This window comes from Achromobacter sp. HNDS-1, from assembly GCF_040084795.1.
Lineage (GTDB): Bacteria > Pseudomonadota > Gammaproteobacteria > Burkholderiales > Burkholderiaceae_B > Achromobacter > Achromobacter ruhlandii.
Genome location: NZ_CP157584.1, coordinates 1,163,115 through 1,189,381, shown reverse-complemented (window position 1 = coordinate 1,189,381; position 26,267 = coordinate 1,163,115). Strand labels below are relative to the sequence as shown.

Annotated in this window: 24 protein-coding genes; 19 read left to right on the top strand and 5 right to left on the bottom strand. The window is 68.6% G+C overall.

Annotation, left to right across the window (positions count from 1 at the left end; genetic code table 11):
• Positions 1-4 precede the first annotated feature (4 nt).
• Both ABFG95_RS05185 and ABFG95_RS05180 read left to right on the top strand, forming a co-directional pair.
• Positions 5-1,513, top strand: coding sequence for an ABC transporter permease (locus tag ABFG95_RS05185; RefSeq protein WP_278989793.1), 1,509 nt, complete (start codon positions 5-7; stop codon positions 1,511-1,513).
• Entirely contained in the window at positions 1,510-3,204 is a 1,695-nt protein-coding gene (locus ABFG95_RS05180) for a dipeptide ABC transporter ATP-binding protein (protein WP_278989795.1), read from the top strand. Before ABFG95_RS05185 ends, ABFG95_RS05180 begins: the two co-directional genes overlap by 4 nt.
• Positions 3,205-3,259: 55 nt before the next feature.
• Here the strand turns inward: ABFG95_RS05180 and ABFG95_RS05175 are convergent, their stop codons facing one another.
• The 3 genes from ABFG95_RS05175 to ABFG95_RS05165 all read right to left on the bottom strand — a co-directional run bounded on the left by ABFG95_RS05175 (position 3,260) and on the right by ABFG95_RS05165 (position 7,518).
• On the bottom strand, positions 3,260-3,799 hold the full coding sequence (locus tag ABFG95_RS05175) for a MarR family transcriptional regulator (protein WP_053085997.1): 540 nt from the start codon (positions 3,797-3,799) through the stop codon (positions 3,260-3,262).
• A 28-nt stretch (positions 3,800-3,827) separates the two neighbouring features.
• The gene (locus tag ABFG95_RS05170; protein ID WP_278989797.1) at positions 3,828-5,462 is read right to left on the bottom strand and encodes a collagen-like triple helix repeat-containing protein; all 1,635 of its coding nucleotides are present in this window, start codon (positions 5,460-5,462) and stop codon (positions 3,828-3,830) included.
• A gap of 346 nt (positions 5,463-5,808) precedes the next feature.
• Positions 5,809-7,518: a POTRA domain-containing protein gene (locus ABFG95_RS05165; RefSeq protein WP_049072996.1), complete on the bottom strand. Its 1,710-nt coding sequence runs from the start codon at positions 7,516-7,518 to the stop codon at positions 5,809-5,811.
• Positions 7,519-8,011: 493 nt separating this feature from the next.
• On the opposite strand from ABFG95_RS05165, the gene ABFG95_RS05160 reads away from it, so the two are divergent.
• From ABFG95_RS05160 to ABFG95_RS05080, 17 genes are all read left to right on the top strand, one after another.
• Positions 8,012-8,842, top strand: a complete 831-nt coding sequence (locus ABFG95_RS05160) for an MHYT domain-containing protein (RefSeq protein WP_278989799.1) — start codon at positions 8,012-8,014, stop codon at positions 8,840-8,842.
• 128 nt (positions 8,843-8,970) lie between these two features.
• A complete protein-coding gene (locus tag ABFG95_RS05155) occupies positions 8,971-9,147 on the top strand; it encodes a Flp family type IVb pilin (RefSeq protein WP_049072998.1) in 177 nt (58 codons plus the stop codon).
• 227 nt (positions 9,148-9,374) lie between these two features.
• The gene (locus ABFG95_RS05150) at positions 9,375-9,878 is read left to right on the top strand and encodes a prepilin peptidase (RefSeq protein WP_080977560.1); all 504 of its coding nucleotides are present in this window, start codon (positions 9,375-9,377) and stop codon (positions 9,876-9,878) included.
• Entirely contained in the window at positions 9,845-10,285 is a 441-nt protein-coding gene (locus tag ABFG95_RS05145) for a TadE family protein (protein WP_254597136.1), read from the top strand. Before ABFG95_RS05150 ends, ABFG95_RS05145 begins: the two co-directional genes overlap by 34 nt.
• 1 nt (position 10,286) lies before the next feature.
• The gene (locus tag ABFG95_RS05140; protein ID WP_049073000.1) at positions 10,287-10,784 is read left to right on the top strand and encodes a TadE family protein; all 498 of its coding nucleotides are present in this window, start codon (positions 10,287-10,289) and stop codon (positions 10,782-10,784) included.
• Positions 10,781-11,734, top strand: a complete 954-nt coding sequence (gene cpaB / locus ABFG95_RS05135) for a Flp pilus assembly protein CpaB (protein WP_068980672.1) — start codon at positions 10,781-10,783, stop codon at positions 11,732-11,734. The genes ABFG95_RS05140 and cpaB overlap by 4 nt, the downstream gene beginning before the upstream one ends.
• A gap of 119 nt (positions 11,735-11,853) precedes the next feature.
• Positions 11,854-13,182, top strand: coding sequence for a pilus assembly protein N-terminal domain-containing protein (locus ABFG95_RS05130; RefSeq protein WP_049073002.1), 1,329 nt, complete (start codon positions 11,854-11,856; stop codon positions 13,180-13,182).
• On the top strand, positions 13,179-14,519 hold the full coding sequence (locus ABFG95_RS05125) for a MinD/ParA family protein (RefSeq protein WP_049073003.1): 1,341 nt from the start codon (positions 13,179-13,181) through the stop codon (positions 14,517-14,519). Before ABFG95_RS05130 ends, ABFG95_RS05125 begins: the two co-directional genes overlap by 4 nt.
• A gap of 21 nt (positions 14,520-14,540) precedes the next feature.
• Positions 14,541-15,896, top strand: coding sequence for a CpaF family protein (locus ABFG95_RS05120; RefSeq protein ID WP_054417300.1), 1,356 nt, complete (start codon positions 14,541-14,543; stop codon positions 15,894-15,896).
• Positions 15,896-16,825 carry a type II secretion system F family protein gene (locus ABFG95_RS05115; RefSeq protein WP_049073005.1) on the top strand — a complete coding sequence of 310 codons (930 nt, stop codon included), beginning with the start codon at positions 15,896-15,898 and terminating at the stop codon, positions 16,823-16,825. Before ABFG95_RS05120 ends, ABFG95_RS05115 begins: the two co-directional genes overlap by 1 nt.
• An 11-nt stretch (positions 16,826-16,836) precedes the next feature.
• Positions 16,837-17,841 (top strand): type II secretion system F family protein, encoded by a 1,005-nt coding sequence (locus ABFG95_RS05110; protein ID WP_049073006.1) that lies wholly within the window; start codon positions 16,837-16,839, stop codon positions 17,839-17,841.
• Between the two features lie 11 nt (positions 17,842-17,852).
• Complete coding sequence (locus tag ABFG95_RS05105; protein ID WP_348995530.1) at positions 17,853-18,734, top strand: tetratricopeptide repeat protein; 882 nt, start codon at positions 17,853-17,855, stop codon at positions 18,732-18,734.
• Positions 18,735-18,749: 15 nt separating this feature from the next.
• Positions 18,750-19,196, top strand: a complete 447-nt coding sequence (locus ABFG95_RS05100) for a DUF3613 domain-containing protein (protein WP_054417302.1) — start codon at positions 18,750-18,752, stop codon at positions 19,194-19,196.
• A 40-nt stretch (positions 19,197-19,236) separates the two neighbouring features.
• Positions 19,237-21,339, top strand: coding sequence for a pilus assembly protein TadG-related protein (locus ABFG95_RS05095; protein WP_049073009.1), 2,103 nt, complete (start codon positions 19,237-19,239; stop codon positions 21,337-21,339).
• Between the two features lie 49 nt (positions 21,340-21,388).
• Positions 21,389-22,795: a sigma-54 dependent transcriptional regulator gene (locus ABFG95_RS05090; protein WP_049073010.1), complete on the top strand. Its 1,407-nt coding sequence runs from the start codon at positions 21,389-21,391 to the stop codon at positions 22,793-22,795.
• Positions 22,796-22,934: 139 nt separating this feature from the next.
• Positions 22,935-23,642, top strand: coding sequence for a DUF2968 domain-containing protein (locus tag ABFG95_RS05085; protein WP_049073011.1), 708 nt, complete (start codon positions 22,935-22,937; stop codon positions 23,640-23,642).
• Positions 23,643-23,833: 191 nt separating this feature from the next.
• Complete coding sequence (locus ABFG95_RS05080; protein WP_175146581.1) at positions 23,834-24,292, top strand: DUF1178 family protein; 459 nt, start codon at positions 23,834-23,836, stop codon at positions 24,290-24,292.
• 84 nt (positions 24,293-24,376) lie between these two features.
• Here ABFG95_RS05080 and efp read toward each other — a convergent pair whose 3' ends face one another.
• Entirely contained in the window at positions 24,377-24,937 is a 561-nt protein-coding gene (gene efp / locus ABFG95_RS05075; protein WP_006220534.1) for an elongation factor P, read from the bottom strand.
• Between the two features lie 212 nt (positions 24,938-25,149).
• Positions 25,150-26,265 (bottom strand): elongation factor P maturation arginine rhamnosyltransferase EarP, encoded by a 1,116-nt coding sequence (earP, locus tag ABFG95_RS05070; protein WP_278989808.1) that lies wholly within the window; start codon positions 26,263-26,265, stop codon positions 25,150-25,152.
• Positions 26,266-26,267 lie beyond the last annotated feature (2 nt).

The window sequence follows — 26,267 nt, the reverse complement described above, 5'->3', positions numbered from 1 at the left end:
CGCCATGCCCAAGTTCGTATTCCTCTGGACCGACATCGCGCTGTGGCTCATGGTGCTGGGCGCGCTGGCCTATGCCTGGCACGTGCGGCGCAGCCCGAACCTGCGCGCGACCTGGGCGCGGGTGGCGCGCGACACGCCGGCGATGTGCTCGGCCGTGGTGCTGGCGGCGTTCGCGCTGGTCGGCCTGCTCGATTCCGTCCACTACCGGCCGCAGTTGCCGCCCGCGCCGGGCGCGGCGGCCGACGCCGCCCCGGTCTACGCGCCGGCGGTCAAGTCGGCGCTGGACGGCCTGCTGGGCGGCAGCGTGCTGACCCAGCCCGAGAAGACCTATTCCAGCCCGCTGGCGGTGCGCCAGTTCACCAAGGAGACCCTGCTGGTCGACGACAAGCCGGTGCGCGACTTCCCGCGGCTGCGGGCGGCTGGCACGCACCTGGCCGATCCTGATCGTGACCACCTGGGCGACGTCTCTTACCGCCTCGGCCTGGGGCTCGCGGCGGGGCTGGCCGTGTCGTTGGTCGGCGCCGGCCTGCTGTTCGCCTGCCTGGCGCGGCGCGGCGGCGCATCGGCCGCGGTAGAGGCTCTTCTGGGCGGGCGCGCCGAGGTGCCGTGGCGCGCCATGGCCATCACCTTCACCCTGCTGTGCCTGGTGGCGGGGGCGCTGGCCGGGCTGTCCAGCGGCTACCACGCCCTGGGCACCGACCGCATCGGCAACGACGTGCTGTGGCAGGCGCTCAAGAGCATCCGCACCGCGCTCGTCATCGGCAGCCTGACCACGCTCGCCATGCTGCCGCCGGCCATCATCTTCGGCATCGCGGCCGGCTATTTCAAGGGCAGGGTGGACGACGCCATCCAGTATCTCTACACCACCATCACCTCGATCCCGGGCGTGCTGCTGGTGGCCGCCTGCGCCCTGATGATGCAGGTCTATATCGACAACCACGCCGACCTGTTCGACACCTCGGCGGCGCGCGCCGACCTGCGCCTGTTCCTGTTGTGCATGATCCTCGGCTTCACCGGCTGGGCCGGCCTGTGCCGCCTGCTGCGCGCCGAGACCCTCAAGCTGCGCGAGCTGGAATACGTGCAGGCCGCGCGCGCCTTCGGCGTATCGCACTGGCGCATCATGACGCGCCACCTGCTGCCCAACGTCGCCCACCTGGTGCTGATCACCGTGGTGCTGGAATTCTCCGGGCTGGTGCTGTACGAGGCGGTGCTGTCGTACCTGGGCATCGGCGTCGATCCCAGCATGAATTCGTTCGGCTCGATGATCGATGGCGCCCGCCTCGAAATGTCGCGCGACCCCATGATCTGGTGGAACCTGATGACCGCGTTTCTCTTCATGCTGGCGCTGGTGCTGGCCGCCAACCTGTTCGCCGATGCGGTGCGCGACGCCTTCGACCCGCGCACCCGCCGCTACAAGCCGGGCCGCGTGCCCGGCACGGGCTGGTTCGGCCGCCGTCCGGGCGCCGCGCTGGCGGCCGATGCCCGCGCGGCCAAGCCGGGAGACACGCCATGAGCCAGGACCTCCGCCAGGACTCGCCCTTGCTGGCCGTGCAGGGCCTGGACGTGGACATTGCCGGCGACAGCGGCATCACGCACGCGGTCAAGCGCCTGCAACTGGCGATTTCGCAGCGCGAGACCTTCGCCCTGGTGGGCGAGTCCGGCTGCGGCAAGAGCATGACCGCGCTGGCGCTGCTGCGCCTGCTGCCGGATGCCGGGCGCATCGTCGGCGGCCAGATCGACCTGGATGGCGAAGACCTCAACCGCCTGCCCGAGAGCGCCATGCGCGGCGTGCGCGGCGGCCGCATCGGCATCATCTTCCAGGAACCGTCCACCAGCCTGAACCCGGTCATGCGGGTCGGCGACCAGATCATCGAGACGCTGGTGGCGCACACGCCGCTGCGCGGCGCCGCGGCGCGGGCGCGCGCCATCGACTGGCTGCGGCGGGTCGGCATCCCCGAGCCCGAGCGGCGCGTGGACGATTACCCATTCCAGTTCTCCGGCGGGCAGAAGCAGCGCGTCATGATCGCCATTGCGCTGGCGGCGGAGCCCTTGCTGCTGATCGCCGACGAGCCCACCACCGCGCTCGACGTCACCGTGCAGGCACAGGTGCTGGACCTGCTGGCCGACATCCAGCGCGAGATCGGCATGGCGGTGCTGCTCATCACCCATGACCTGGCGGTGGTGCGCAACGTCGCCCACCACGTGGCCCTGATGCGCGGCGGCGAGATCGTCGAAAGCGCCAGCGCCGAGGAATTCTTCCGCGCGCCCAAGCACCCTTACGCGCGCCAGTTGTTCGACGCCATTCCCACCTTCGAGAAGCGCGGCGCGCCGCTCAGCGAGGGCGGCCGCGCCGCCCAGGGAGCGGAAGGCGCCAGGCGCCGGCCGCGCGAGCCCGGCGTGGTGCTGGACGTGCAGGACCTGAAGGTGCACTACCCCGTGCGCAAGGGCCCCCTGCGGCGGGTGGCCTCGTGGGTCAAGGCCGTCGACGGCGTGACCTTCAGCCTGCGCGCCGGCGAAACCCTGGCGCTGTTGGGCGAGTCCGGTTGCGGCAAGACCACCACCGGCAAGGCGCTGCTACGCCTGATCGACGGCGCCCGCATTTCGGGGCGCGCGATGCTGCAGGGGCAGGATCTGCTGACCGCCGATCGGGCCCGGCTGCAGCGCTTGCGCCAGGACATCCAGATCGTGTTCCAGGATCCCTACGCCTCGCTCGATCCGCGCATGCGGGTCGGCGACATTCTCGACGAGGGCCTGGAATCGCTGCGCCGCGGCATGGGCGCGCAGGAGCGCCGCGACCGCGCCGCGCGGCTGGTCGAGCGCGTCGGCCTGCCGGCCAACACGCTGGCGCGCTATCCGCACGAGTTTTCGGGCGGCCAGCGCCAGCGCATCGCCATTGCGCGCGCGTTGGCGGTCGAGCCCAAGGTGCTGATCTGCGACGAGCCGACCTCGGCGCTGGACGTATCGGTGCAGGCGCAGATCCTGGATCTGCTGCGCGAGCTGCAGGACGAGCTCGGCATCGCCTACCTGTTCATCACGCACAACTTCGGCGTGGTCGAGTACCTGGCCGACCGCATCGCGGTGATGGACGGCGGCCGCATCGTCGAGTTGGGCGAGGCCGATGCGGTGTTGCACGCGCCGCGCCAGGACATGACGCGCCGGCTGCTCGACGCGGTGCCGCGGCTGCAATTCGGCGCGCCCCAATGAAAACCGCGCCCGGATCCTCGCGGATCGGGGCGCGGCGTGCCTGTCGCGCGGGCGCTCAGTCGTGGGCGTTGCGGGTTTCCAGCCAGACCAGCGTGTCGTGCCTCAGGGCGCGCACGCATTGCGCCAGGAAGGCATGCACCACCTCCAGCTCGCCAGCGTCGTAGCGCCGGGCCATCAACACCACCGCCTCGGCCACCCACTGGCGTTCCTGGGCCAGTTGCTGGCATTGCTCCTCGACCGGCCGGATCACGATCATGCGGCGGTCCAGCGGGTGGCGGCCCCGTTGCACATATCCGGCCGCTTCCAGCCGGTTGATCAGGGCGGTGGCGCCGCCGGAGCTGATGCCCATCAGCTGGGCCAGCTGGCCGGTGGGGAGGGCATCGAACTCCATCACCAGTTCCAGCGCTTTCAGATCCGCCAGGGGGATACCCAGTTTCTCCGCCAGGGCCGACTGGCACGCCGCGTTGTACACGGCGAACTGCCGGCCCAGCATCAGGGCGATGTCGTCAAGCATTCCGGGCCGCAGATCATTATTGCGAGATTCAGGCATCACGGTCACATGCTCGTGGTGGACGATGGTTTCTTGTTGCAGCATGGCGTCGCTCCCTCACGGATCCGGTTGATTACTTCTTGGCCGACAGGCCGCCCAGCAGGCCGCCGAGCAGGCCGCCGTTGGTCGAGCCGTTGGCGCTGGTGCCGCCGCTGACGCCGGCCGTCACGCCGCCCAGCAGGCCACCGAGCAGGCCGCCGTTGCTGGCCGTGCCCGACGTGCCGGCGCCGGCGCCCGCGCTGGCTCCCGCGCCCGCTCCGGTGCTGGCACCGGCGCTGGCCGTGACGCCGCCCGTCAGGCCGCCGAGCAGGCCGCCCAGCAGCCCCCCGTTGTTACCCGTGGTGCCGCCGGCCGTGCCGCCACCGGTGGCGCCGGTCACGCCGCCGAGCAGGCCACCCAGCAGACCGCCGTTGGCCGCGCCGCCCGTGGCGCCGCCGAGGTTACCGGTCACGCCGCCAAGCAGGCCGGTCACCGGGGCCAGCAGGCCGCCGTTGCCGCCCGTGGCGCCGCCGGTCACGCCGCCCAGGATGCCGGTGATGGGGCTGAGCAGGCCGCCGTTGTTGCCGCCCACCGCGCCGCCCAGGCCCAGGCCGCTGGTCAGGGACGCCACCGCGCCGGTGGCATTGGCCAGGGTGTTGCCGAGCGGGTTGGTGTTGCCCGGCGTGGCATTCAACAGGCCGCCAGCGCTGCTGACCGCGCCGCCCAGGCCCTGCAGCACGCCGTTCAGGCCGGCCACGTTGCCGCCAGGCAGTTGGCCGCCCAGGTTGCTGACGGTGCCGCCCAGCGTGTTGAGCAGGCCGGCGACCGGCGCGCCCAGCTTGGTGGTGGCGCCCACCTGCTGCGTCAGGCCGACCACCGTGCCGGCCAGCGGGCTGGCCGTCGGATCGAGCGCCGCGCCGATGCCGCCGAGGGTCGGCTGCAGGCCCAGCGGCAATACGTTGTCGACGGTCTTGCCGACGTTGCCCAGGGCCGGTTCGAGCAAAGGCTTGGACGGTCCGCCCAGCACGCCGCCAGTCACGCCGCCGACCAGCTGGGTGACGGGGTTCAGCAGGCCGCCCTGGCCGGACAGGCCGCCGGTCAAGGCGCCCACCGCGTTGGTGGCGTTGCCCAGGATCGTGGTCAGCGGCTGCGGGTTCTTGGGATCGGCGTTCAACAGGCCGCCGGTGCTGGCCACCGTCTTGCCCAGGCCTTCCACCAGGCCGCCGACGCCGCTGCTCAGGCCGCCGGGCAGGCCGGTGCCCTTGACCGTGGTGCCCAGGCCTTCGACCAGGCCGCCCACTTGCTTGACCGTGCCGTCCACGGGTTGGCCCAGGCCGGTGGTGGCGCCCACTTGCTGGGTCAGGCCGACCACCGTATCGACCACCGGCTTGACGGTGGGATCCAGCGCCTTGCCGACGCCGCCCAGCGTGGTGCCCAGGTTCAGGGGCAGCGTGTTGTCGACGGCGTTGCCGGTATTACCCAACGTGGTTTGCAGCAAGCCCGTCGTGACCGGATTGTTCGGATTGTTGGGGTTGTTCGGATTATTGGGATTACCGGGATTGTTCGGACCGCCGGGGTTGGTCGGAATATCCGTGCCGGGCAGGGCGGCCGAACTCTTGTGGCCGCCGCCACCCCCGCCGCATGCGGCCAGCGCGCTCATCAGCGCGGCCGCCATGACGGTGGAGGTCAGAATACGTTGTACGCGCTGCGTTTCAATCTTGGCATTCATGGCGAGCTCCTGTGGGGGGAAGTGTCAGGCGTGGAAACTGCCCGATACATCCCTACATGCATAAACCGTGCCAATATTTTTCGAACGCGATGTCAGGCCCTGTTTGGTCTCTCTTCTAATAAAATAAAGTTCATGTAAATCAATGACTTGAAAGAAAAACAGAGGGTTTGTACCAATATTGGGAATCCCCCATTTTTACGATGACGCGCCGCCTGCGAATGTTACGTTCGAGCCCGTATCAGCCGTTACGTTACGGGCCGCGTTACGTAACGCGGTGTATGGAACGGGCAAGAAAAAGCGCCTGTCGAAACAGGCGCGAGGGCATGGCGCGGGATATCGCCGCGGATCAGAACGCGTCGTAATACAACGAGTAATTGGCGTTGAAGCGCACGTTGCGGTTGTCGTTGACGGTGGCCGAACCAATCGGCTTGGCCACGTTGAAATCAAACAGGTAGTACTTGTCGTCGGTAAATCGCAGTCCCAGCGCCACCGATGACAGGTGGCGCTGATTCAATTGCTGCAGGCCGGAATTGTTGTACCAGGTGCGGGCATAGTCGATCAGCGCATACGGCTGCACGTTGGTCAGATACTGCCAGCCGATGCCGAAACGGCGATTGACCTCAGCGGAAACCCCGACGCCCTTGTCGCCGCTCTGCTCGCCTTGCGGATAACCCATCGCATACCGCCAGCTGCCATACGACACCTGTTCCGAGGACGGCAGGATATTGCTTGAATACTGCGCGGCGCCGGACAGGGTCAGGCCGAACTGCGCCGGCAGGGCGAAGGTCTGCTTGGCATTCAGGTTGTAGCGGGTGAAGTCCAGGTCCAGGATCGGCACCGCCGAGTAGCCATAGTTGGTGTTGATCTCCTTCTTGGCGCCAGCGGTGTTGAAGCCCTTGGCGACCGCCAGCGTCACGTCCGAGGTCGCCGATTCCGACACCTGGATGTAGCGCATTTCGAGATTGGCGGCGCGTACCTGCGCGTCCTGCTGCAGCCAGCGGTCGGATTCCTTGGCCTCGTAGCGGTCCTTGGAATTGGCGGCGTACACGCCCAGCGTGCCGGTCAGCGAGCGGGTGTTGTTGAGCAGGAACGGATAGCTGACACCGATGCCGATGCGGTCGTTCTTGACCCGGCGGTTGAAGCCCAGGTAGTCGATGGCGTCGTCCTTGGGCCGCGCGTCGTAGTGGTAGCCGTCGATCTTGACGGCCAGGCCGTCGTTGCCCAGCGGTACGCGGATTTCGCCCGATACGTATTTGACGTCGTCGGTGTTGAACGGCACCGAGGCCGTCAGCTTGACCTGTTCTCCCAGCGGCGTGAGGCTGTTGGTGGCCAGGTTCACCAGCGGCTGCATGCCGGTGCCCAGGTCCGCCACGCCGCCGGTCAGGCTGACCGGCTGGCGCGACGCCGCCAGCACCAGTTCGGTGGCGCCGTCGGCGCGCCGCGGCAGGTCCAGCGACGGCGTGAATTTCACCCCGGGCACCGTGCGCATCAGGTTCAGCACGCGTTCCAGCGTGGCCTGCTTGAGCGGCTTTTCTTCTTTGAGCGGCTCGGCCAGCGATTCCAGCCTGTCCTGGGCGTTGCCAATGTCGCCTTCGATGCGCACCGTGCCGATATAGCCTTCCACCACGGTGACCACCACCAGGCCGTTGGCGAAGCTCTGGTTCTGCACCAGCGCGAACGACAGCGGGTAGCCGCGGTCGCGGTACAGCTGCGTGATCTTGTCGACCTGCTGCACCAGTTCGCCCAGGCTGATCTCCTTGCCGGACAGCGGCGAGAGCAGGTTGGCCACCTCCTCGAACGGCATTTCGTGCACGCCAGTGACGTCGAAGTTGCGCGGCACGATGCGCTGCGCCAGGCGCGCCTGCAGGGCCAGTTGTTCCGGGGTCTGCGCCTGGACCACCGGGGGCGGCTGGGTGGCGGTGGGCGGCCGTTCTATCTGGGGCATGGCGTCGACGGGATTGCCACGCAACGGGCCATCGGCATGGGCAGTGCCCAGGGCGGCCAGCGTGCAGATCAGGGCGAGGGAAAGCGGACTTGCAGGAAGCGTACGTCTCATGCCGTGTTGTCTCTCGTTTGCCGCCAAGGCCGTTTTAAACAGGTGTCCGGTAAATGGCCTGAATAAAGGCTTTAAATATACGGGGTCGCTATATGGATAAAACGGGTCGCGCGCCGCTCAGGCGGTATGTTGCCAGCGCATCTGGGTAATGACAAATTATTTCATGTGACTGCCTGGAAACGTGGATATAACAACAGACGGCAATGAAACGCAATCCTGGCAATGCGCGGTACAGGGTTTACCGGTATTCCGGAAAATGAAGGTGGCGAATTTCCGGGTATTCGTTACAAGTAAGCTGTCGCAGTGTTGCGAATACTGGTATAAACCCTGATGTGTATTAATTGTTAATAGATAAGACTATATAAACGTTTCAAAACACATCGGGTTTACAGGCTCTCGGGAGTCCGCAGATGGACCAGGATGACCGCAACGGAATCGTTGCCCGCACGCCGGCCGCGCCAGCTCGCCGGCGGCCCACCCACAGGGGCCGCGAATGAACCCCGGCGATATCGTCCCGCTCTCGTTCCATGGCGGCCTGGTCGCGCTGTCGTTCCTGATGGCGGCCTTGGGCTCCTATGTCGCGCTGCTGGCGGCGGTCGGCATCCGTACCGAAATGCAGGACGGCGAGATCCGCATCGGTTACATCCTTATCGGCGCCCTGGCGATGGGCGGCGTCGGGATCTGGAGCATGCATTTCATCGGCATGCAGGCACAGGAATTGCCGTTCAGCGTGGGTTACCAGATTGGATTGACGGCGATCAGCTTCCTGGTGGCGGCGGGTTTTTCCGGGTGGGCCTTCTGGTATGTGGGCCGCGAGCGCTTCACATTTATGCGCTGCCTGGTGGGTGGCCTGGCCGCGGGTCTGGGCGTAGCGGCGATGCATTATGTCGGCATCAGCGCCATGCGCATGCCGGCCGTATTTATCTGGAATCTGCCGATGGTTGTTTTATCGGTATTGATAGCGGTAATTGCCGCGTCAGCCGCATTGTGGCTCGCTTTCAATACGCGCAATGAGCTACAGCGCGTCGCGGCGGCCATTTTGATGGCGATCGCCGTGTGCGGCATGCATTACACGGGCGCGGCGGCCGGAACGGTGGTCTGCACCACGCCGAGGGATTTTTCCAGCATGCAGATCGGCGGGGTGATGCTGCCGTACATCGCGTTCGCGCTGTCGGCCGTCATGCTGCTGGTGATGCGCTGGCATTTGCAGCGCGCGTCGCGCCGGTTCCGCGCGCGCCTGGCGCAGCGCATCGACTCGATCATTGAATCGGCTCCCATGGTGGAGCCGGGCAGGGCGCCCGGATCCACCCTGGGGCCGAGTTAGCGTCTGTTGCGGTACCCGGAGGGCGCGGGGTGTGGAACACGCCAACGCGCCGGCAGCACCGGGCTTAGGGGGCCAGCGCCATCTCGATGGCATGGCTCGATTATCAAGCGAGACCTCAGGAGCTCGATATGAAAGCGAAACTTGCGCAGTTCTGGAACGAAGAAGAAGGTATCACCGCCCTGGAATACGGGCTGATCGCGGGCACCATTGCGGTGGCGCTGGTAGCGGCGTTGGCGACATTCACGGGCGCGCTCAGCGGCCTGTTCACGTCGCTACAGGCCAAGCTCGCCAACGCGTCCAAGTGAAGCCGAAGGCCCCGGCCGCTTCGGCGCGCCTGGCTTCGGCCAGGGCGGGTCGAACGGTCGGGCCTGCCGCTCCGCCGGGCGCGGAGCCCTTATTGACCACATTTCCCGCGCAGCGACTTCGGGCGGTTGCGGATTGACGGCGTGGCGCGCCGGATCGCGCGCGGGGATGTCTTGCCAGGTTGAATCCGAAACCGTCAGAAGGTCCTGCCTTGTATCCAGGGGAAGCGCTGTGGTGGCTGTTGTTCGCATGCTGGAATCTGGTGTTGATATACACCGATCTGCGCTATCGCCGCGTACCCAACACGCTCATCGTCGCGGGATTCGCGGGACAGGCGCTGTGGCTGCTGGCGGCCTGGCTGGCGCCCGCATGGGGCTACCCGCCGCGTTGGGCCGGTTGGTCCATGGCCCTGGCCGGCTTCGCGCTGGCATTGCCATTCTTTCCCCTCTGGACGCGGCGTCTGATGGGCGCGGGCGACGTCAAGGCGATCGCCATCCTCGGGCTGCTGTTGGGTTTTGCGCCCCTGGTCATGACGCTGGTGGCCGCCAGCCTGCTGGCCGGCCTGCACGCGCTGCTCTACCTGTTCATTTCCCGAAGCCGGGCGCTGCCGCTTCGGGCTCGCCAGATCCCCTACGGCGCCTACCTGGGCGCGGCCGCGCTCAGCGTGGTGTTTATTCCCTTGAATTCGGACTGGTATTCGTGGTGTTTTTCCTGGTGTTCTACGCGATCCTGACGTATGCCCTGGTGTTCACCGCGCAGCACTCCGTCACGCTGGCCGCGCAGGACGGCGCCCGCAAGGTCCTGCAATGGCAGCCGGGCGCCGCCTCGCTGACCGTGCGCGCCAATGCCGGCCGTGATATCGCGCTGGACCGCTCCGGCTGGATCACCACCATGTCATCGGCCGCCGTGGCGGTGGCGGTGTGCGGCGCCAGCGGCACGCTCAGCAGCACCGCGGGCGGGGCCTGCAGCGGCTTGCCGCTGAGCGCCGACCAGATCGAGGTGACGGTCAGCTATCCCTACGGCGCCAACCCGCTGATCCCGAATTTTCCGTTCCTGGCGCAGGCGCTGATGCCGCCCACCAGCGTGTTGAGCGCGCGCGCCACGGTCCATCTGGGCAACGCGCTGGACGGGAGCCCCTGACATGAACGAGCGCGCCGCCTTCGATGCCGCCACCGGCCGCCGCCGCGCAGACGGCCAGCGCGGCATCGCCACGCTCGAGTTCTCGTTGATGGTGACGATGCTGCTGATGTTCGTCTGCGCGGTGGTGGGCTACGGCGTGCTGTTCTGGATGCAGCAGCAACTGGCCTCGGCCGCCTCGGAAGGGGCGCGGGCCGCGGTCTACGCGCGCTTTTCCGGCAAGGCGGATGTGCCCGGCGCGGCCTGCTCGGCGGCCATGAGCGTGTTCGGCAGCGGCTCGGCGGTGGCCTGCGCCGCCACCAGCGCGCCGTGCGCGTGGAGCGGCTCGGGCGGACAGACGGCTCAGTGCAGCACGGTCGCCATGACTTTCAACGTGCAGGCCTGGCCGGTGCTCTCGACCTTCCAGGCGTTCATCGCCATGTTGCCGGGGACCGACAAGAACTGGATTCCGACCCGGCTGTCGTCCAAAGCCATCGTGCAAATCTCCCAAGGGACACCATGAGCAGTCTGAGCAAGATCATCGCGGGCGTGTTGTTGGCGGCGGGCATTGTGCTGGCGTTCGTGGCCTGGCGCCTGGCGTCGGAACCGTCGGCGCCGCCGGCGGCGCCGGCCGGTCCGGTGGCGGCCACGGCGACCCCGCCGGCCGAGACGCCGGTCAAGCGCTATCCGGTGGTGGTGGCGGCCGCGGCGATCCCTGCCGGCACGCGCATCGACAGCGACAAGATGCTCAGGGTGGATCAGTGGCAGGTGGCGCTGTCGGGCAGCTACAGCGCGACCACGCCGCTGCAGGGCGCCTACACGCGGGTCGACGTGGCCGCGGGCGACCCGCTGCTGCCCAGCATGCTGGCGCAGGGCCTGGCGCGCCAGCTCAAGCCGGGCGAGCGCGCGCTGGCGATCGCCGTTGACGAGGTGGTGGGCGGCGGCAACCGCATCGCGCCGGGAGACCTGGTGGATGTGTTCTTCCTGCTGGAGAAGGGCGTCGAGATCCAGGGCGGACAGGCCCGGCTGCTGCAATCGCAGGTGCGCGTGCTGGCGTATGGCGCGGCCTCGGTCGACGGTCCCGAGGAAAAGTCCACGCTGCCCGGCCCGCCCGGGCAGCCGGCCCGCACCGCGGTGCTGGCGGTGCCGGTCGAGCAGGTCAATGAACTGGTGCTGGCCAGCCGTTCTGGGCGCCTGCAACTGGCGCTGCGGCCGGTGGGCGACGAGGGCAAGCCGGATACCCAGCTGTTCGCGCAGCGCAGCGCCGTGCTGCCGGCGCGCGCCGACCTGACGCCGGAACAGCGCGAACAACTGCAAAGCGGCCCGAACCGCGCCTACGCCGGCGACAGCCTGGCGCAGCTGGATGCCCCGACACCCGCGGCCAGGCCCGCGCCGGCCCGCGCCGCCGGCGGCGCGGGCGGCCGCACGGTGGAAATACTGCGAGGAGACAAATCCGAGCGCGTGCGCTATTGAAACGTGGCTGCGCGTGGCCTGGTGCCGCCCGCGGCTGGACCTTACCTGTCAACCAGATCCAGCAAATGAAGAGATTTCAGCGCACCACCCTGATCTGCGTCCTGTCGGCCGCAGCGGCAATGACCCACGGCGCGGCCGGCCTGGCGCAGACCGCCTTGCAGACCGCGCCGGGCGCGCCCGCGCCCGCCCGCGACATCGCCGTGGCGGTCAAAGGCCAGCAGACGCTCATGCTGGATGGCGCGCCGGCGCGCATCGCCATTGGCGATCCGGACGTGGCCGACGTCAAGGTGCTGCCGGCTTCCGGCAAGCGGCAGGCCTCGCTGCTGCTGTACGGCAAGAAGCCCGGCACCACGCAATTGCAGGTCTGGACCGGCGCCAATGCCGCGCCGCAGCTGTGGAACGTGCGGGTGGCGGGCAACGTCCAGCAGGTGATGGCCGGGCGCGGCATGAGCGGCGGCGCCAACGTCGACGTGGCGGGCGACCGCGCGGTGGTCTCGGGCCAGGCCGATTCACCGTTGTCGCACCAGGCCTCGGTGGCCGCGGCCGGCGCGGTGGTGGGCGACAAGAACGTGGTCGACGTGTCGACCGCCGGCACCGGCGGCGTGGTGCAGGTCGAGGTCAAGGTGGTCGAGGTGTCGCGCTCGGTCATGAAGCAGGCCGGCATCAGCTTCGCCGGCCGCAGCGGGCCGTGGGGCGGCACCAACTCCATCACGCCCGACGGCTTCCCGGCGCCGCTGGGGTTCAGCAAGACCGCGGCCCTGGCCTCGGGCTTCTCGCTGTTCTACGACTCCAATGACTTCAGCGCGCGCCTGCGGCTGCTGCAGAACAATGGCATGGCGCGCGTGCTGGCCGAGCCCACGCTGGTGGCCCTGACCGGACAGAGCGCCAGTTTCCTGGCCGGCGGCGAACTGCCGATTCCCGAGGCCGGCGGCCTGGGCACGACCACGGTGACGTTCAAGCCGTTCGGCATCGGCCTGACGGTCACCCCCACGGTGCTGTCGCGCGAGCGCATCGCGTTGAAGGTGGCGCCGGAGGCCAGCGAGCTCGACTACAGCAACGCCATCGCGATCTCGAATGGCACCAATTCGACCACGCTGATCCCGGCGCTGCGCACGCGCCGCGCCGACACCACGGTGGAACTGGGCGACGGCGAGAGCTTCGTCGTCAGCGGCCTGGTGTCGCGCCAGACCAAGGCGCTGGTCAACAAGGTACCCATGCTGGGCGACCTGCCCATCATCGGTTCGTTTTTCCGTAGTGTCGATTACACCCAGGAGGACACCGAGTTGGTGATCGTGGTGACGCCGCGCCTGGTGCGGCCCATTGCGCGCGGCGTGACCCTGCCGCTGCCGGGGGCCAAACAGGAAGCGACCGACACCGCGTTCAATGCTTGGGGTTATTACCTGATGGGCCCAGTAGGCGGGCAGCAAATGCCGGGTTTCTCACGGTGAGCGATATGAAGACACATGCCAGGGAGTGGGTTGGCTTGCAGAACGGCAATCGGTTTCTGTTTTGTTCCAAGGGCGACGGCGTCGCCGCGCAGCTCGGGCAGGCGCTGGGCGACATGGGCTTGTTGACCCAGGAAGTCCCGGGCGTCGAGGAACTGGGCAGGCGCCTGTCCGAAATCGAGCCGCAGGTGGTGTTCCTGGACTTCACCTTGAGCGAGGACGAACCTGGCAAGCTGTTCAAGTCGGCCGAACTGGCGCGTCTGCTGGCGCGCATCGCGCCGACGATCCCGCGCGTCGCGGTGGGCCTGCTGAGCCAGCCGGAAGGCGCCATCGCCGCGCTGCGCGCGGGGGTCAGCGACTTCGTCGATCCGACCGTGGCGCCGCAGGAAGTCAAGGACGTGGTGCAGCGCCTGCTGGACGTGCCGGCCGGCGGCGGCCGCATGGACGGCTCGCGCCGCAGCGTGCTGCTGCTGGGCGCGCGGCCGGGCGTGGGCACCAGCACGCTGGCGGTGCACCTGGCCGGCATGGTGCAGGATCGGTTGAAGCAGCAGCATGGCGCGCGCGCCGCGGCCTCGGGCGCCAAGAGCGCCAAGCCGGCCGCGGACAGCGGCAGCCACCTGCCCCTGGGCAGCCGGGTGGCGCTGATGGATCTGGGCTGGCCGGTGGGCGATTGCCAGTTGTACCTGAACATCGGCGGCGATTTCGATTTCGCCGAGGCCGCGCGCAATCTGCGCCGTCTCGATTCGACCTTGTTGAGTTCGGCCATGTCGCATACCGCGAATGGCCTGAGCGTACTGGCGCTGCCGCGCGACCTGGGCCAGATGCGCGACGTGTCGCAATCCGATTCGCTGCTGGTGTTCGAACGCATGCGCCAGCACTTCGGCGTGGTGGTGGCCGACTCGGGCGGGTTCACCAATCCCGAATTCGTGGCCGGCCTGGCGCGCGCCTCGCAGCAGAACTGGATCGTCACCGACCAGAGCGTGGGCGCGCTGGTGTCGCTGGCCGGGCTGTTGCAGGAACTGGAGCAGTTGCATGTGGACCGCCGCAGTCTGGGCCTGATCGTTAACCGCTACGACGAACGCTACGGCATGACGGCCCAGCAGATCGCCGAGCGCTTCCAGCTCGACCTGGTGGGCACGCTGCCGGACCGCACGCTGGCGCTGATGGTCTGCACCAACCAGGGCCACCTGCTGCACGAGGAGGCCGAGCGCGACGTCTATGTGCGCGCGGTACAGGCGCTGGCCGAGAAATTGAGCGCGGAAGAAAACACGCCCGGCGGGCGGGCAAGCTGGCTGGCCACCTGGCTGCCCGGCGTGCACCGCCGCATGGTGGTCGAGTAACGCAAGGCGGCGGGATCCCACATGATCATGACAGCGACCATAGAATTCGGCGGCGATGGCGACAAGGGTTTCGCGTCGTCCAACCGCTTCCAGGAAGTGAAGACGGCGGCCTACGAGCACCTGCTCTCGCGCATCGAGGAGCTGGGGGCGGAATTCGGCCGCTGGGCGCGCTCGGCGATCCAGGAATTCGTCGACATCGAGGTGGCCAGCTTCGTGCGCCTGCGGCGCGTGCCGATCAACGAAGGCGAGATGCGCCAGATCGCCGAGGCGCTGACCAAGGAACTGGCCGGCCTGGGGCCGCTGGAGGACCTGCTGGCCGACCCCGCGGTCGAGGACATCCTGATCAACGGCTACGACAACGTGTTCGTGTCGCGCCGCGGCGTGCTGGCGCGCGAGACGCTGCGCTTCACCGACAACCAGCACGTGCTGCGCATCGTGCGCCGCATCCTGGCGCCGATCGGCCGCCGGCTGGACGAGTCCAGCCCCATGGTCGACGCGCGCCTGCCCGATGGCGGCCGCCTGAACGTGGTGATCGAGCCGCTGGCGGTCGACGGCCCGATGGTGTCGATCCGCAAGTTCCGCCAGGATCCGCTCAAGCCGGCCGACCTGCTGACGCTGGGCACCTTCGACGAGGAGATTTACCGCCTGCTGCACGAAGCGGTGAAGAACCGCTGCAACATCCTGGTGTCCGGCGGCACCAGTTCCGGCAAGACCTCGCTGTTGAACGCGCTGGCCTTCTTCATTCCGGAGACCGAGCGCGTGGTGACGGTGGAGGACACGGCCGAGTTGTCGCTGAACCATCCGCACGTGGTGCGGCTGGAATCGCGCCAGGGCGGCTTTGACGGCAGCGGCGCGGTCAGCATCCGCGAACTGATCCGCAACAGCCTGCGGATGCGCCCGGACCGCGTGGTGGTGGGCGAAGTGCGCGGCGCCGAGGTGATGGACATGCTGCAGGCCATGAACACCGGCCACGAAGGCTCCATGGCCACGATCCACGCCAACTCGCCGCGCGAATGCCTGTACCGGATCGAGATGCTGGCGGGGTTTGCCGGCTTCCAGGGCAGCGAGGACAGCCTGCGGCGCCAGATCGCCAGCGCGCTCGACTTCATCGTGCAGATCGGCCGCCTGTCCAACGGCAAGCGCCGGGTGCTGTCGGTGACCGAGGTCACCGGCATGGGCGACAGCGTGATCTCGACCCAGGAACTGTACCGCCATGAGACCTTCGCCACCCCCGAGGGCGAGGAAAAGGACCGCTGGAACTGGCTCGGCATCCATCCGCACACGCCCAAGCTGGCCAAGATGCGCAACGAACAACGTCCCGCCGACAACACGCCGCCCGAGTCGGAGGGCGGCGGCTTCTGGAGCAGGAGGCGCTGATGCTGCAAGCCGGGGTGATCGGTGGCCTGGCGCTGGTGCTGGCCTTGGCGGCGGTGCTGCTGTGGCGGCACGCCAATAGCGGCCAGCGGCGGGCCGCCAGTTCCGCTTTCCTCGAAGACCAGTTGCGCCGCAGCCGCGGCGCGCCGGTCAGCGGCAAGCTGCCGTTCGCGCAGGGCGCGCGCGCCTTGCGCAGCGGCTTTTCGCGCTGGGACATGCTGCTGTTGCAGGGCGGCGTGCGCCAGAGTCCCGGTTTCTACGCCCGGCTGATCCTGCCCATCGTGGCGGGCGCGCTGCTGGCCTGGGCCTTTCTGGGCTGGCTGTCGGCCCTGGTGGCGCTGGTGCTGCTGTCCGTGTTCGCTTATTTCCTGCTGTGGCTGCGGGCCGACCGGCGCCAGCGGCGGCGCGTGTCGCAACTGCCGGCGTTCCTGGACAACATCGTGCGCCTGGTCACCATCGGCAACAGCATGGCTTCCGCCTTCCAGACCGCGGCCGCCGCCACCGACGAGCCGCTGCGCGAAGTGGTCGAGACCGCGGCCGCGCTGAGCCGTTCGGCCAAGGAACTGGACGCGGCGCTGGTGCAGGTTTCGCGCCAGTACGACATGAAAGAGCTTTATATGGTGGCGGCGGTGGTTTCCGTGGCGCTGCGCTTTGGCGGCCGCAGCGACCAGGTGCTCGAGCGCATGGCCGCATTCATGCGCGACATCGGCCAGGCGCGCGCCGAGCTATCGGCCAGTTCGGCCGAGATCCGGCTGTCGGCCTGGATCCTGGCGCTGTTGCCGCTGGGCATCGCCGGCTTCATCATGGTGGCCAACAATGACCTGTTCATGGGACTGTGGGTCGATCCGCTGGGCTTCAAGATGCTGATGACGGCGGTCTGCCTGCAGCTGGGCGGCTCGTACATCCTGTACCGCATGGCCAAGGCCATTTAAGGGCGCCGCGCATGCAAGCGATCGAATCCTGGAATGTCTCGACGGTGCTGGCGGTGGCGCTGATGCTGGTCGCCGCCGCCATGCTGGTGGTGGGCCTGAGCATGACCCGGCGCCTGCGCGGGCAGGACCGCAGCCGCCAGGTGGTGGACCAGGCCCTGGCCACGCGCGAGGGGCGCGCCAAGGCGCAGGCCGCGGCCGCGCCGCCGGCCGAGGGCATGCAGGGGCGCCTGGCCGCGGCCACGCGCGCCGCCGATTCGTTCGGCAAGCGCCTGAGCGAAGGCCGTTTCGCCGAGGCCCTGCTGGCGGGCGAGGACCGCAAGCTGGTCGACATGGCGGGCTACCAGAATCCGGCCACGGCGCGGCTGCGCTTCATCGTGGCGCGCTTCACCCTGGCGCTGCTGCTGCCGGCGGCGGCGGTGGCGCTGGACCTGGGACGCAAGGTCGGCGGTTCGTCGCTGGGCCTGTTCGTGGCGGCGTTTTTCGGTTTCGCCATCGGCTACATGCTGCCCAAGTGGTTCGTGCGCCGGCGCCTGTCGCGGCGCCGCAAGCAGGCCGCCAACGAACTGCCGCTGCTGATCGACCTGCTGCGCCTGCTGCAAGGGGTCGGCCTGTCGATCGACCAGAGCCTGCAGGTGCTGACCAAGGAATTCGACCAGGTGCTGCCGGTGCTGGCGTACGAGCTGCGGCTGGCGTCCGAACTCTATGTGCGCGGCCGCACCCGCGAGCAATCGCTGGCGCGGCTGGCGGCCGGCTTCGACAACGACGACCTGTCGGCCATCTGCCGGCTGATCGCGCAGGTCGACCAGCACGGCGGCGCGGTGCAGGAGCCGCTGAACCGCTTTGGCGAACGCCTGCGCGAGAAGCGCCGCCTGGAGCTGAAGGAAAAAGTGGGCAAGACCACCGTCAAGATGACGGCGGTCATGATCGTGACCCTTTTGCCGGCGCTGTTGATCGTGACAGGCGGCGCGGGCTTCGTGGCGGTATTGCGCGGTTTGTCGCGCATGGGGGGCATGTGATGGCGGGCGGTATGGGAAATGCGCGGTGCGCGTGGCGTTGGACCCTGGTGGCGGCGGTGGCCGCGGGCGCCGGGACGTTGGCCGGGTGCCAGACCAACAACGCCGAGACCGCCTGGCAGCTGATCCAGCAACAGCAGCAGGAGCAGGCGTTGATGCGCCAGCGCGAGGACGAAGCCGAGAACCGGCGCAAGCCGACCGAGCCGGACATGATGCTGTCGATGATTGCCGAGTCGCAGCGGCAGGAGCGCTACTTCGCCTCGCTGGCCTATATCGAGGCATTCCAGCAGAAGTTCGGCAACGATCCGCGTATCGCGGTACTGCGCGCCGAGGCGCTGCGCCAGACGGGCCAGACCGCCTCCAGCGAGCAGGCCTACCGCGCCCTGATCGGCACCGCGCAAGCGGCCGATGGCTGGCACGGGCTGGGATTGATCGCCGGCTCGCGCGGCCAGTTCGACCAGGCCGCCGACTACTTCGCGCGCGCCGCCAAGCTGTCGCCGATGGACCCGCGCATCCTGGGCGACCTGGGCTATGCGCGCCTGCGCGCCGGCGATCCGGCCGGCGCGCGCGTGCCGCTGGGCCAGGCCGCCGAGCTGGCGCCGGAAAGCGCCAAGGTGCTGGCCAACCTGGCCCTGCTGCTGCTGGTCGAAGGCGAACCGGTGCGGGCCCAGAACGTGATGGACCGCGCCAAGCTCGGCGACGAGGCGCGCGGCCAGGTGCTGCGCCTGGCCACCGAGATCCGCAGCCAGGCCTCCGCCCCGGCGGTCACCTCGGCGAGCGCCGGGGCCACCGCGGCCGACGCGTCGAGCACCCGCGTGTCGCGGGGCGAGGGCATCGTGATGCCGGTCATGAGCCCCTTGATGGACAGACTGGGCAACGGCCCGATCGTGCGCTAACCAGGAACCCCGACCATGTCTCGAACCGCTTCCTACGCTTCGCTTTCCCTGCTGCTGATCCTGGCCGGGGCCGCGCCCTGGGCCAGCCAGGCGCAATCGAATACGCCCCTGACCGGCGCCATGAGCGGGGGCGGCGTGGCCCAGGCCGCGCCGGTGCCCGCCACCGCGCCAGCGGCCGCGCCGGCCGCGCAGATGCCGGCGCGGCCAGTGGTTCAGCAGGTACAGACGCCCATGCCGCAGCCGGCGCCCCAGGCGGCCGCGCAGCCCGAGCAGGCCCGGGAGGAATTCGGCGACATCACGCGCGGCCTGCTGGCCGCCCAGGCCGACGGCCGCCGCGCGGGCGCGGCGCTGCCGGTGCTGGGCGCGGCATCCACCGCCGCCTGGAACCGCTACATCGACAGCTTCACCCGGCCGATCCCCGAATGGTTCGACAAGCGGGTGCAGACCAACAACACGAATTGATTGGGCAGGACCTGTCTCATCGAGTCACGGAGCCGCGATCATGCCAGCCACGCATTCCCGTTCTGCAATCTGCCCGCGGCAGCGAGGCAGCATGACGGTGGCCATCGTTTTCGCGGTCATCGTCGGCCTGGTGCTGCTGGGCGTGGCCCAGCTGGGCTATGCCTACTATATGAAGCGCGAGATGCAGAAGGCCACGGACCTGGCCGCGCTGTCGGCGGTGCAGGTGCTGGGGATGGGCGCGCCCGCCGATTGCGCCCGGGCCCAGGCCGCCGGACAGGCCGCGGTGCTGGCCAACGTGCCCAACATCCTGGACACCTTCGCCGCCGGCGACGTGACGGTCGAGTGCAAGCTCTGGGACACCTCGCGCCCCGACGCCAGCGGCATGTACCTGTTCGATCCGAGCAGCGGGCAGGTGCCGAACGCGCTGCGCATCACGCTCAACAAGACCCTGAGCAGCCTGCTGCCGGCGTTCATCGTGGGCGGCACGCCGGTGCAGACCATCTCCGTGGCGGCCAACACCCAGCCGGTGGCCGTGTTCACGGTCGGCTCGCGCCTGCTGCGTTTGCAGAAGGGCGGCCTGCTGTCGCAATTGCTGGCCACCGTCGGCGCCACGCCGGCGCAGCTGGACATTCTCGACGCCGCCGGCCTGGCGAGCGTCAACATCACGCCGTCCGGCCTGCTGGAAGCGTTGGGCCTGCCGGTGTCGGTGGCCACCGGCGTGGGCACGCCGGCGCAGCTGGCCGCGCTCAACAACCTGACGCTGGGCCAGCTGCTGCAGGCCACCCTGACGGTCATGAACAAGGCCGGCGACACCGCCGGCGCCAGCCTCGGGCTGCTGACCAACGCCATCAACGTGGTGTTGAACGTGATGCCGGTGAACCTGCCGGTCAAGCTGTTCGGCGACGGCGGCGTGCTCGACCTGAACGTGATCAGCGGCGACATCAATTCGGCGCTGCAGGCCAACATCAACGCGCTCAATGTGCTGGAAACCGCGCTGGTCATCGCCAACGGCCAGAACCTGGTGAACCTGGGCCTGAACGTGCCGCTGCTGGGCGTGCAGTCGCAGGTGCGCATCGTCGAGCCGCCCTCCATCGGCGTGGGCGGCGTCGGCACGCAGGCCACCAGCGCCGGCATCCGCGTCTATCTGCGGGCCAACACCAGCAACATCCCGCTGGTCGGGCCGCTGCTGGCCAACACGCTGGGCACCAAGATCGACCTGCCCATCATCATCGACGTGGCGCAATCGACCGGCACCGTTTCCAAGCTGTGCCAGGCGCCGCTGACCGAGTCGCAGGCCACCATCGACGTGACTTCGTCCGTCGCCAACATCTGCCTGGGACGCTTTCCCGGCATGTCGTCGGCCGTCGACAACGTGCAGGCCAATTTCCTGTCCATCACCAACAGTTGCCAGCCGAGTTCGTTCGCGGCGATCCAGCGCTACCAGGTGCTGAACGTGCTCGGCATCCTGCCGCTCACCAGCAAGGTCACGCTGCCGATTTTCAATTCGACCGCGCCCGTGTCGGTCACGCTGACCGAACCGCCGTCGCCCAATTCCACCGCCACCGTCAACGCCACCTCGATCAACCTGGGCGCGCTGGCCTCGAACCTGGCCGACGCCGTGGTCGGCGGCATCCTGGGCGACCTGATCGGCACCGGCACGCCGCTGACGCCGGAACAGCGCGCCTCGCTGGCCACCACCCTGGTCGGCGGCGGGGGCAGCAATCCCGGCAAGTCCATTTCGCAGGTGGTCAACGACATGCAGTGGTCCTCGACCGCGCTCAACCAGCTGGGCCAGCGCATGTCCACCGGCGGCCTGACCGGGGTGCTGGGCGGCACGCTGCAGCTGGTCGGCAACCTCCTCAATTCGCTGTTGCTGGCGCCGCTGAGCGACGTGACCTGTCTGCTGGCGATTACGCCGGACGCCATCCGCCAATGCCGCGTCAACGCGGTGTCCACGCTGGCGCTGAGCGGCGGCAACCAGGTGGGCGGCGTGCTGTCGATCGTGGTGACGCTGCTGCAGCCGCTGCTGGGCATGCTATCGACCCTGCTGCAGCAGTTGCTGGACCTGCTTGGCCTGAGCGTCGGCCAAACCGATGTATCGCTGCTGTCGGTGGACTGCGGCAAGCCCCGTCTGGTGTATTGATGATGAAGCCCTTGATTCCTGCCCAACCCTGGCCGGCGCGGTGGTCGCCATGACCCAGAAATTCTCGCGCGAAGAATTCGACGTCTATGTCTGGGAGGGCACCTCCGACATCGCCAGCCGCGCCGAGCGCTGCCTGGCCGGCATGGACGTCTCGCTGGTGCGGGCCGATGCCGGCACCGCGTTTCCCCCGCCGCGCGATCCGTCGCGCCCGGCCGTGGCGCTGGTTTCGGTCTCGGTCATGGGCGACAACCGTTTCAGCGGCTACGACTGGCTGTCGGGGCAGGCCATGCCGGTGATCTGGGTGGCGGCCGAGGCGCGCGGCCGCGATCCGCGCTATTACCCGCCCGAATACTCCTACACACTGCCGCTGGCCTTCACCACGTCGGACCTGCGCAAGCTGTTGTTCGAATTGCTCGGCACGCTGGACCAGTTCAGCCGCGGCGCGCCGCGCCGCGAACAGCCGCTGATCGCGGTGTCCGAACCGATGCGGGCGCTGCTGGCCGAGGCCGAGATGTTCGCCGACTGCCGCAGCAACGTGCTGATCCACGGCGAGACCGGCGTGGGCAAGGAACGCATCGCGCGCCTGCTGCACGACCGCGCCGCCTGGTCGGACGGGCCGTTCGTGGCGGTCAATTGCGGCGCCATCCCCGAGGGCCTGTTCGAAGCGCACTTCTTCGGCCATGCCAAGGGCGCCTTCACAGGAGCGGTGGGGGCGCACAAGGGCTACTTCGAGCAGGCCAGCGGCGGCACGTTGTTCCTGGATGAAATCGGCGACCTGCCGCTCTACCAGCAGGTCAAGCTGCTGCGGGTGCTGGAGCAGAGCGCGGTCACGCGGTTGGGCTCGACCGTCGAGGTGCCGGTCGATTTCCGCCTGGTCGCGGCCACCAACAAGGATCTGCGGGTGCTGGTGGGCCAGGACGAGTTCCGTGCCGACCTGTACTACCGGCTGGCGGTGATCGAGCTGCGCATTCCCAACCTGGAGCAGCGCGGCCCCGAGGAGAAGGCGGCGATCTTCCGCGCGCTGCTCGAACGGCTGGGCGCCGAGGGCGAGCCGCCGGGCTGGCTGGTCGAGCGGGTGGCGCGCACCCGCTATGCCGGCAACGTGCGCGAATTGTCCAACGTGGCCGAACGCGTGGCCATCGTGCGTCGCCAGTTCCAGGCCTGGGACCAGCCGCGCATCGAGCGCATTTTCGACCAGTTGGCCGAGCCGCTGCGGGCGCCAGGCGCGCTGGCCGCGGCCGGCGCCAGCAGCCAGTGTGAACCGCCAGTCTTCACCGACGCCGAGCGCGCCGAACGGGCCCGTATCCTGGCGGCGCTGGACGTCAATGGCTGGCGCCGCCAGGACACCGCCAACACCCTGGGCATCAGCCGCAAGGTGCTGTGGGAAAAGATGCGCAAGCTGCACCTGGGCGGCGGCCAGGGCGAAACCGCCGATGGCATCGTGGAGGCCTCATGAGGCCTTCTGCCGTGGGCCCGGCGTGGCGCAATAGGGAATGGCCCTTAGCGCGCGACAGTATCGCGCTGTGCTATGTAAGCGCGTCAGCCGCGAGCGAAATAAATTGCTATAGTTCCGCAACGATTTTTTTGGGGAAGGCATGAACGTCCACTTTATCCGTGCCGCCGCGCGCATGGCGCTGTTGGGTACGGCCCTGTCCGGCCTGGCGGCCTGCGCCAGCGCGCAATCCGAGCCCCCGCGCCCCACGGTGCAGCAGGTCGAGGACAAGCAGGCTGCCTCCACGCCGGTGACTCCGCCCGCGCCGGCGCCCGCCGCGCGCCCGTCGTCGACGGTGGCCGAGCTGCAGGGATTGATCCAGAACCGCCAGGTTTCCGAGCTGCGTACGAGCTACAACGGCACGTACGGCGCCAGCCTGCTGTTCAAGCCGGACGATCTGACCTACTACGTGGCCCTGTTCCAGCAGAAGGATTTCTGGCGGGTGCTCAAGACCAAGTCGGACAAGCAGGCCGAGGCCACCTACCGCGCCTTTGCGGCCCAGTCGGCCGACCTGGCCGAAGTGGACATCAAGCGCATCAAGCTGCAGGCCGAATACACCCACGCCGAGAAGCTGCTGGCCAGCCGCAGCGCTGAACTGAGCACGCTGCAGGCCGACCGCACCCTGCGCATGCAGCAGGAAGAGCAGGTCGCCGCGCGCCAGGAGCAGTCGCGCCAGGAAGCCACCGCGCTGGCCGACCAGCAGAAGGACGTGCGCCAGCAACTGCGCGACCTGCAACGCCAGATCGACGCCTTGCAGGCGCAGCAGGCGCAGATCGGCCAGGCGCCGGCCACGCCCAGGCGCGGCAAGTAAGCGCCTCGCACGCCAGCTAGCGGGCCCCCGGGCCCGCTTTTCGTTGGGCGCGGGGCGGAAGCCGCCGCCGGTGTGTGGCGCGAATGCCGCCAAACCGCCCGGAATCGGCCGAAAACCCCGTTCGCGGCCCGGTATCCGGCGGCGCGTGCGCGCTTTCTTGTATTCTGGATGCCAGCCCCCATATTCCCATCATGGCTCTCAAAGTTTTCGACCTCCAGTGCGAGCACGGCCACATCTTCGAAGGCTGGTTCGGCTCGCACGAAGACTATGACGCGCAACAGGCGCGTGGACTGGTGTCGTGCCCGGTCTGCGGCTCGGCCAGCATCACCAAGCGCCTGTCGGCGCCGCGCCTGAACGTGGCGCACCTGCACGCGCCCGCGGTGCCGTCGGCGGCGCCGGCCGGCGCCACCGACGCCGAGAAGATGTCGGCGCTGCAGGCGGTGGTGATGCGCCAGGTGCGCGCGCTGCTGCGCAATACCGAAAACGTCGGCGCGCGCTTCGCCGAGGAAGCGCGCCGCATCCACGAGGGCGACGCCGACGACCGCCCCATCCGCGGCACCGCCACGCGCGAAGAGCGCGAGGCCCTGGCCGAGGATGGCATCGACGTCATGGCCGTGCCCGACTTCCTGGACGACGAGCGCCTGCAATAGCCGCGGCCGGCCTTGTCCGCCGCGCCAGGCAAAAAAAAGCGCCAGACCCCGAAGGGCTGGCGCTTTTTCGTACCTGCCGCCGGATCAGTTGTTGACGCGGCTGCGGTATTCGTTGGTGCGCGTGTCGATTTCGATCTTGTCGCCGATGGCGCAGAACAGCGGCACGTTCAGTTCGTAGCCGGTGTTGATCTTGGCGGGCTTGGTCACCTTGCCCGACGTGTCGCCGCGGACGGCCGGTTCGGTGTAGGTGATTTCGCGCACGATGGTCGTGGGCAGTTCCACCGAGATGGCGCGGCCGTCGTAGAAGACCACTTCCACGGGCATCGCTTCTTCCAGGTAGTTCAGCGCGTCGCCCATGCTTTCGGCTTCGATTTCGTACTGGTTGTACTCTTCGTCCATGAAGACGTACATCGGGTCGCCGAAGTAGGAGTACGTGCACTCCTTGCGATCCAGTTGCACGACTTCGAACTTTTCGTCGGCCTTGTAGACCGATTCGCTGGCCGAGGCGGTCAAGAGGTTCTTGAACTTCAGCTTGACGACGGCGGCGTTACGGCCGGACTTGTTGTATTCGGCCTTCTGGACCACGAGGGGATCCTTGCCGACCATGACCACGTTGCCGACTCGCAATTCCTGAGCGGTTTTCATCGATAAAACTCCGGGGGGAAAGGGTGCACTCGCCGTGCTTGCAGAAAGCCGCCGAAGGCGCCTGGCGACGGGCCGCGAGGCCCATCGACATCAGCCTGGAGATTCGCGCGGAACCCGTCAGAACGAGCCCGCGCATCTGGCTTCATGCACACCCCGGGAGGCGTCATAGTTGAGGCGCCGACAATCCAGGGCGACTCAGAAAACTCTCTATTCTAGCGTTTCTTGGCCAACTCTGCGCAAAAACCAGCCAGATTCTCCGCCAGGTCGGGCCGGGCGGCCTGCGCCGCGTCCCAGTCGCGGGCCGCCTGGTTCCAGGCCTGCCAGGGGCCGGGTCGCAGGGCCGCCGCCAGCGCGGCCTCGGCGGCGGCGCCCGCATCCTCCTGATTCCAGGCGCGGATGAGATCCGCGGCCGGTTCCGGGGCCGGATAGCGCGCCAGCCAGGCGTCGAGTTTTTCCAGGTGGATATTCTCGTCCTGCGGGTAGATCTGCCAGGCCAGCGGCCGCGCCGCCCATGCCGCGCGCACGAACGAGTCCTCGCCGCGCACGAAGTTCAGGTCGGCGCACCACAGGATGCGGTCGAAGTCAGGCTGGGCCACGAACGGCAGGCGCGCCACGGCCGGGCCGCCGGGCACGGCGCAGGCCGCTTCCAGCCGGGGGGCGACGCCTTCCGGCACCAGCAGCAGGGTGGCGCCAGGGGTCGCCGCCAGCGCGCGGGCCAGTGCGTCGACTGGGGCGCTCGGGTAGCAAAACAGGGACACCGTGCGGGCGCCGTTGCGGCGAAGCGACAGCAGGCTGTCCGCCACGCCCAGGCCGCGCAGGAATGCCTCCTGCGCGTCGCGATCCGCCTGGAAGGCGTCGCGTTCGGCCGACAGGCCGGTTTCGCGCAGCAGGCCGCCGGTGGCCGACGTGAAGCCGGGGAAAAAGAAATGTTTGACCAGCCCGTCGGGCCGCTGCGACGGCAGGCCGTGGCAGCTTTCCACCCAGGCCTCGGCGCTCAGGTATTCCAGGTTGATCCAGACCGGGTGGCGCTGGCGCATGCTGGCCAGGAAGGCCTCGGGCGGATCGCAGGCGAAGGCCTCGATCACCACGTCGCGCGCGGCCAGCGCCGGATCGGGCGCGGCCGACCAGTGCACGATATCCACTTCCTGGCAGACCTGGCGCGCGGCGCCGGCGTCGATGCCGGGCTGGATGCGCGCGAAGCTGGAAAGGTCGTCGACCCACAGGCGCACGTCCCAGCCATGGCCGTGCGCCAGCCGCCGCGCCAGGCGCCAGCAGACGCCGATGTCGCCGTAGTTGTCGACCACGCGGCAGAAGAGGTCCGCTTGCATCG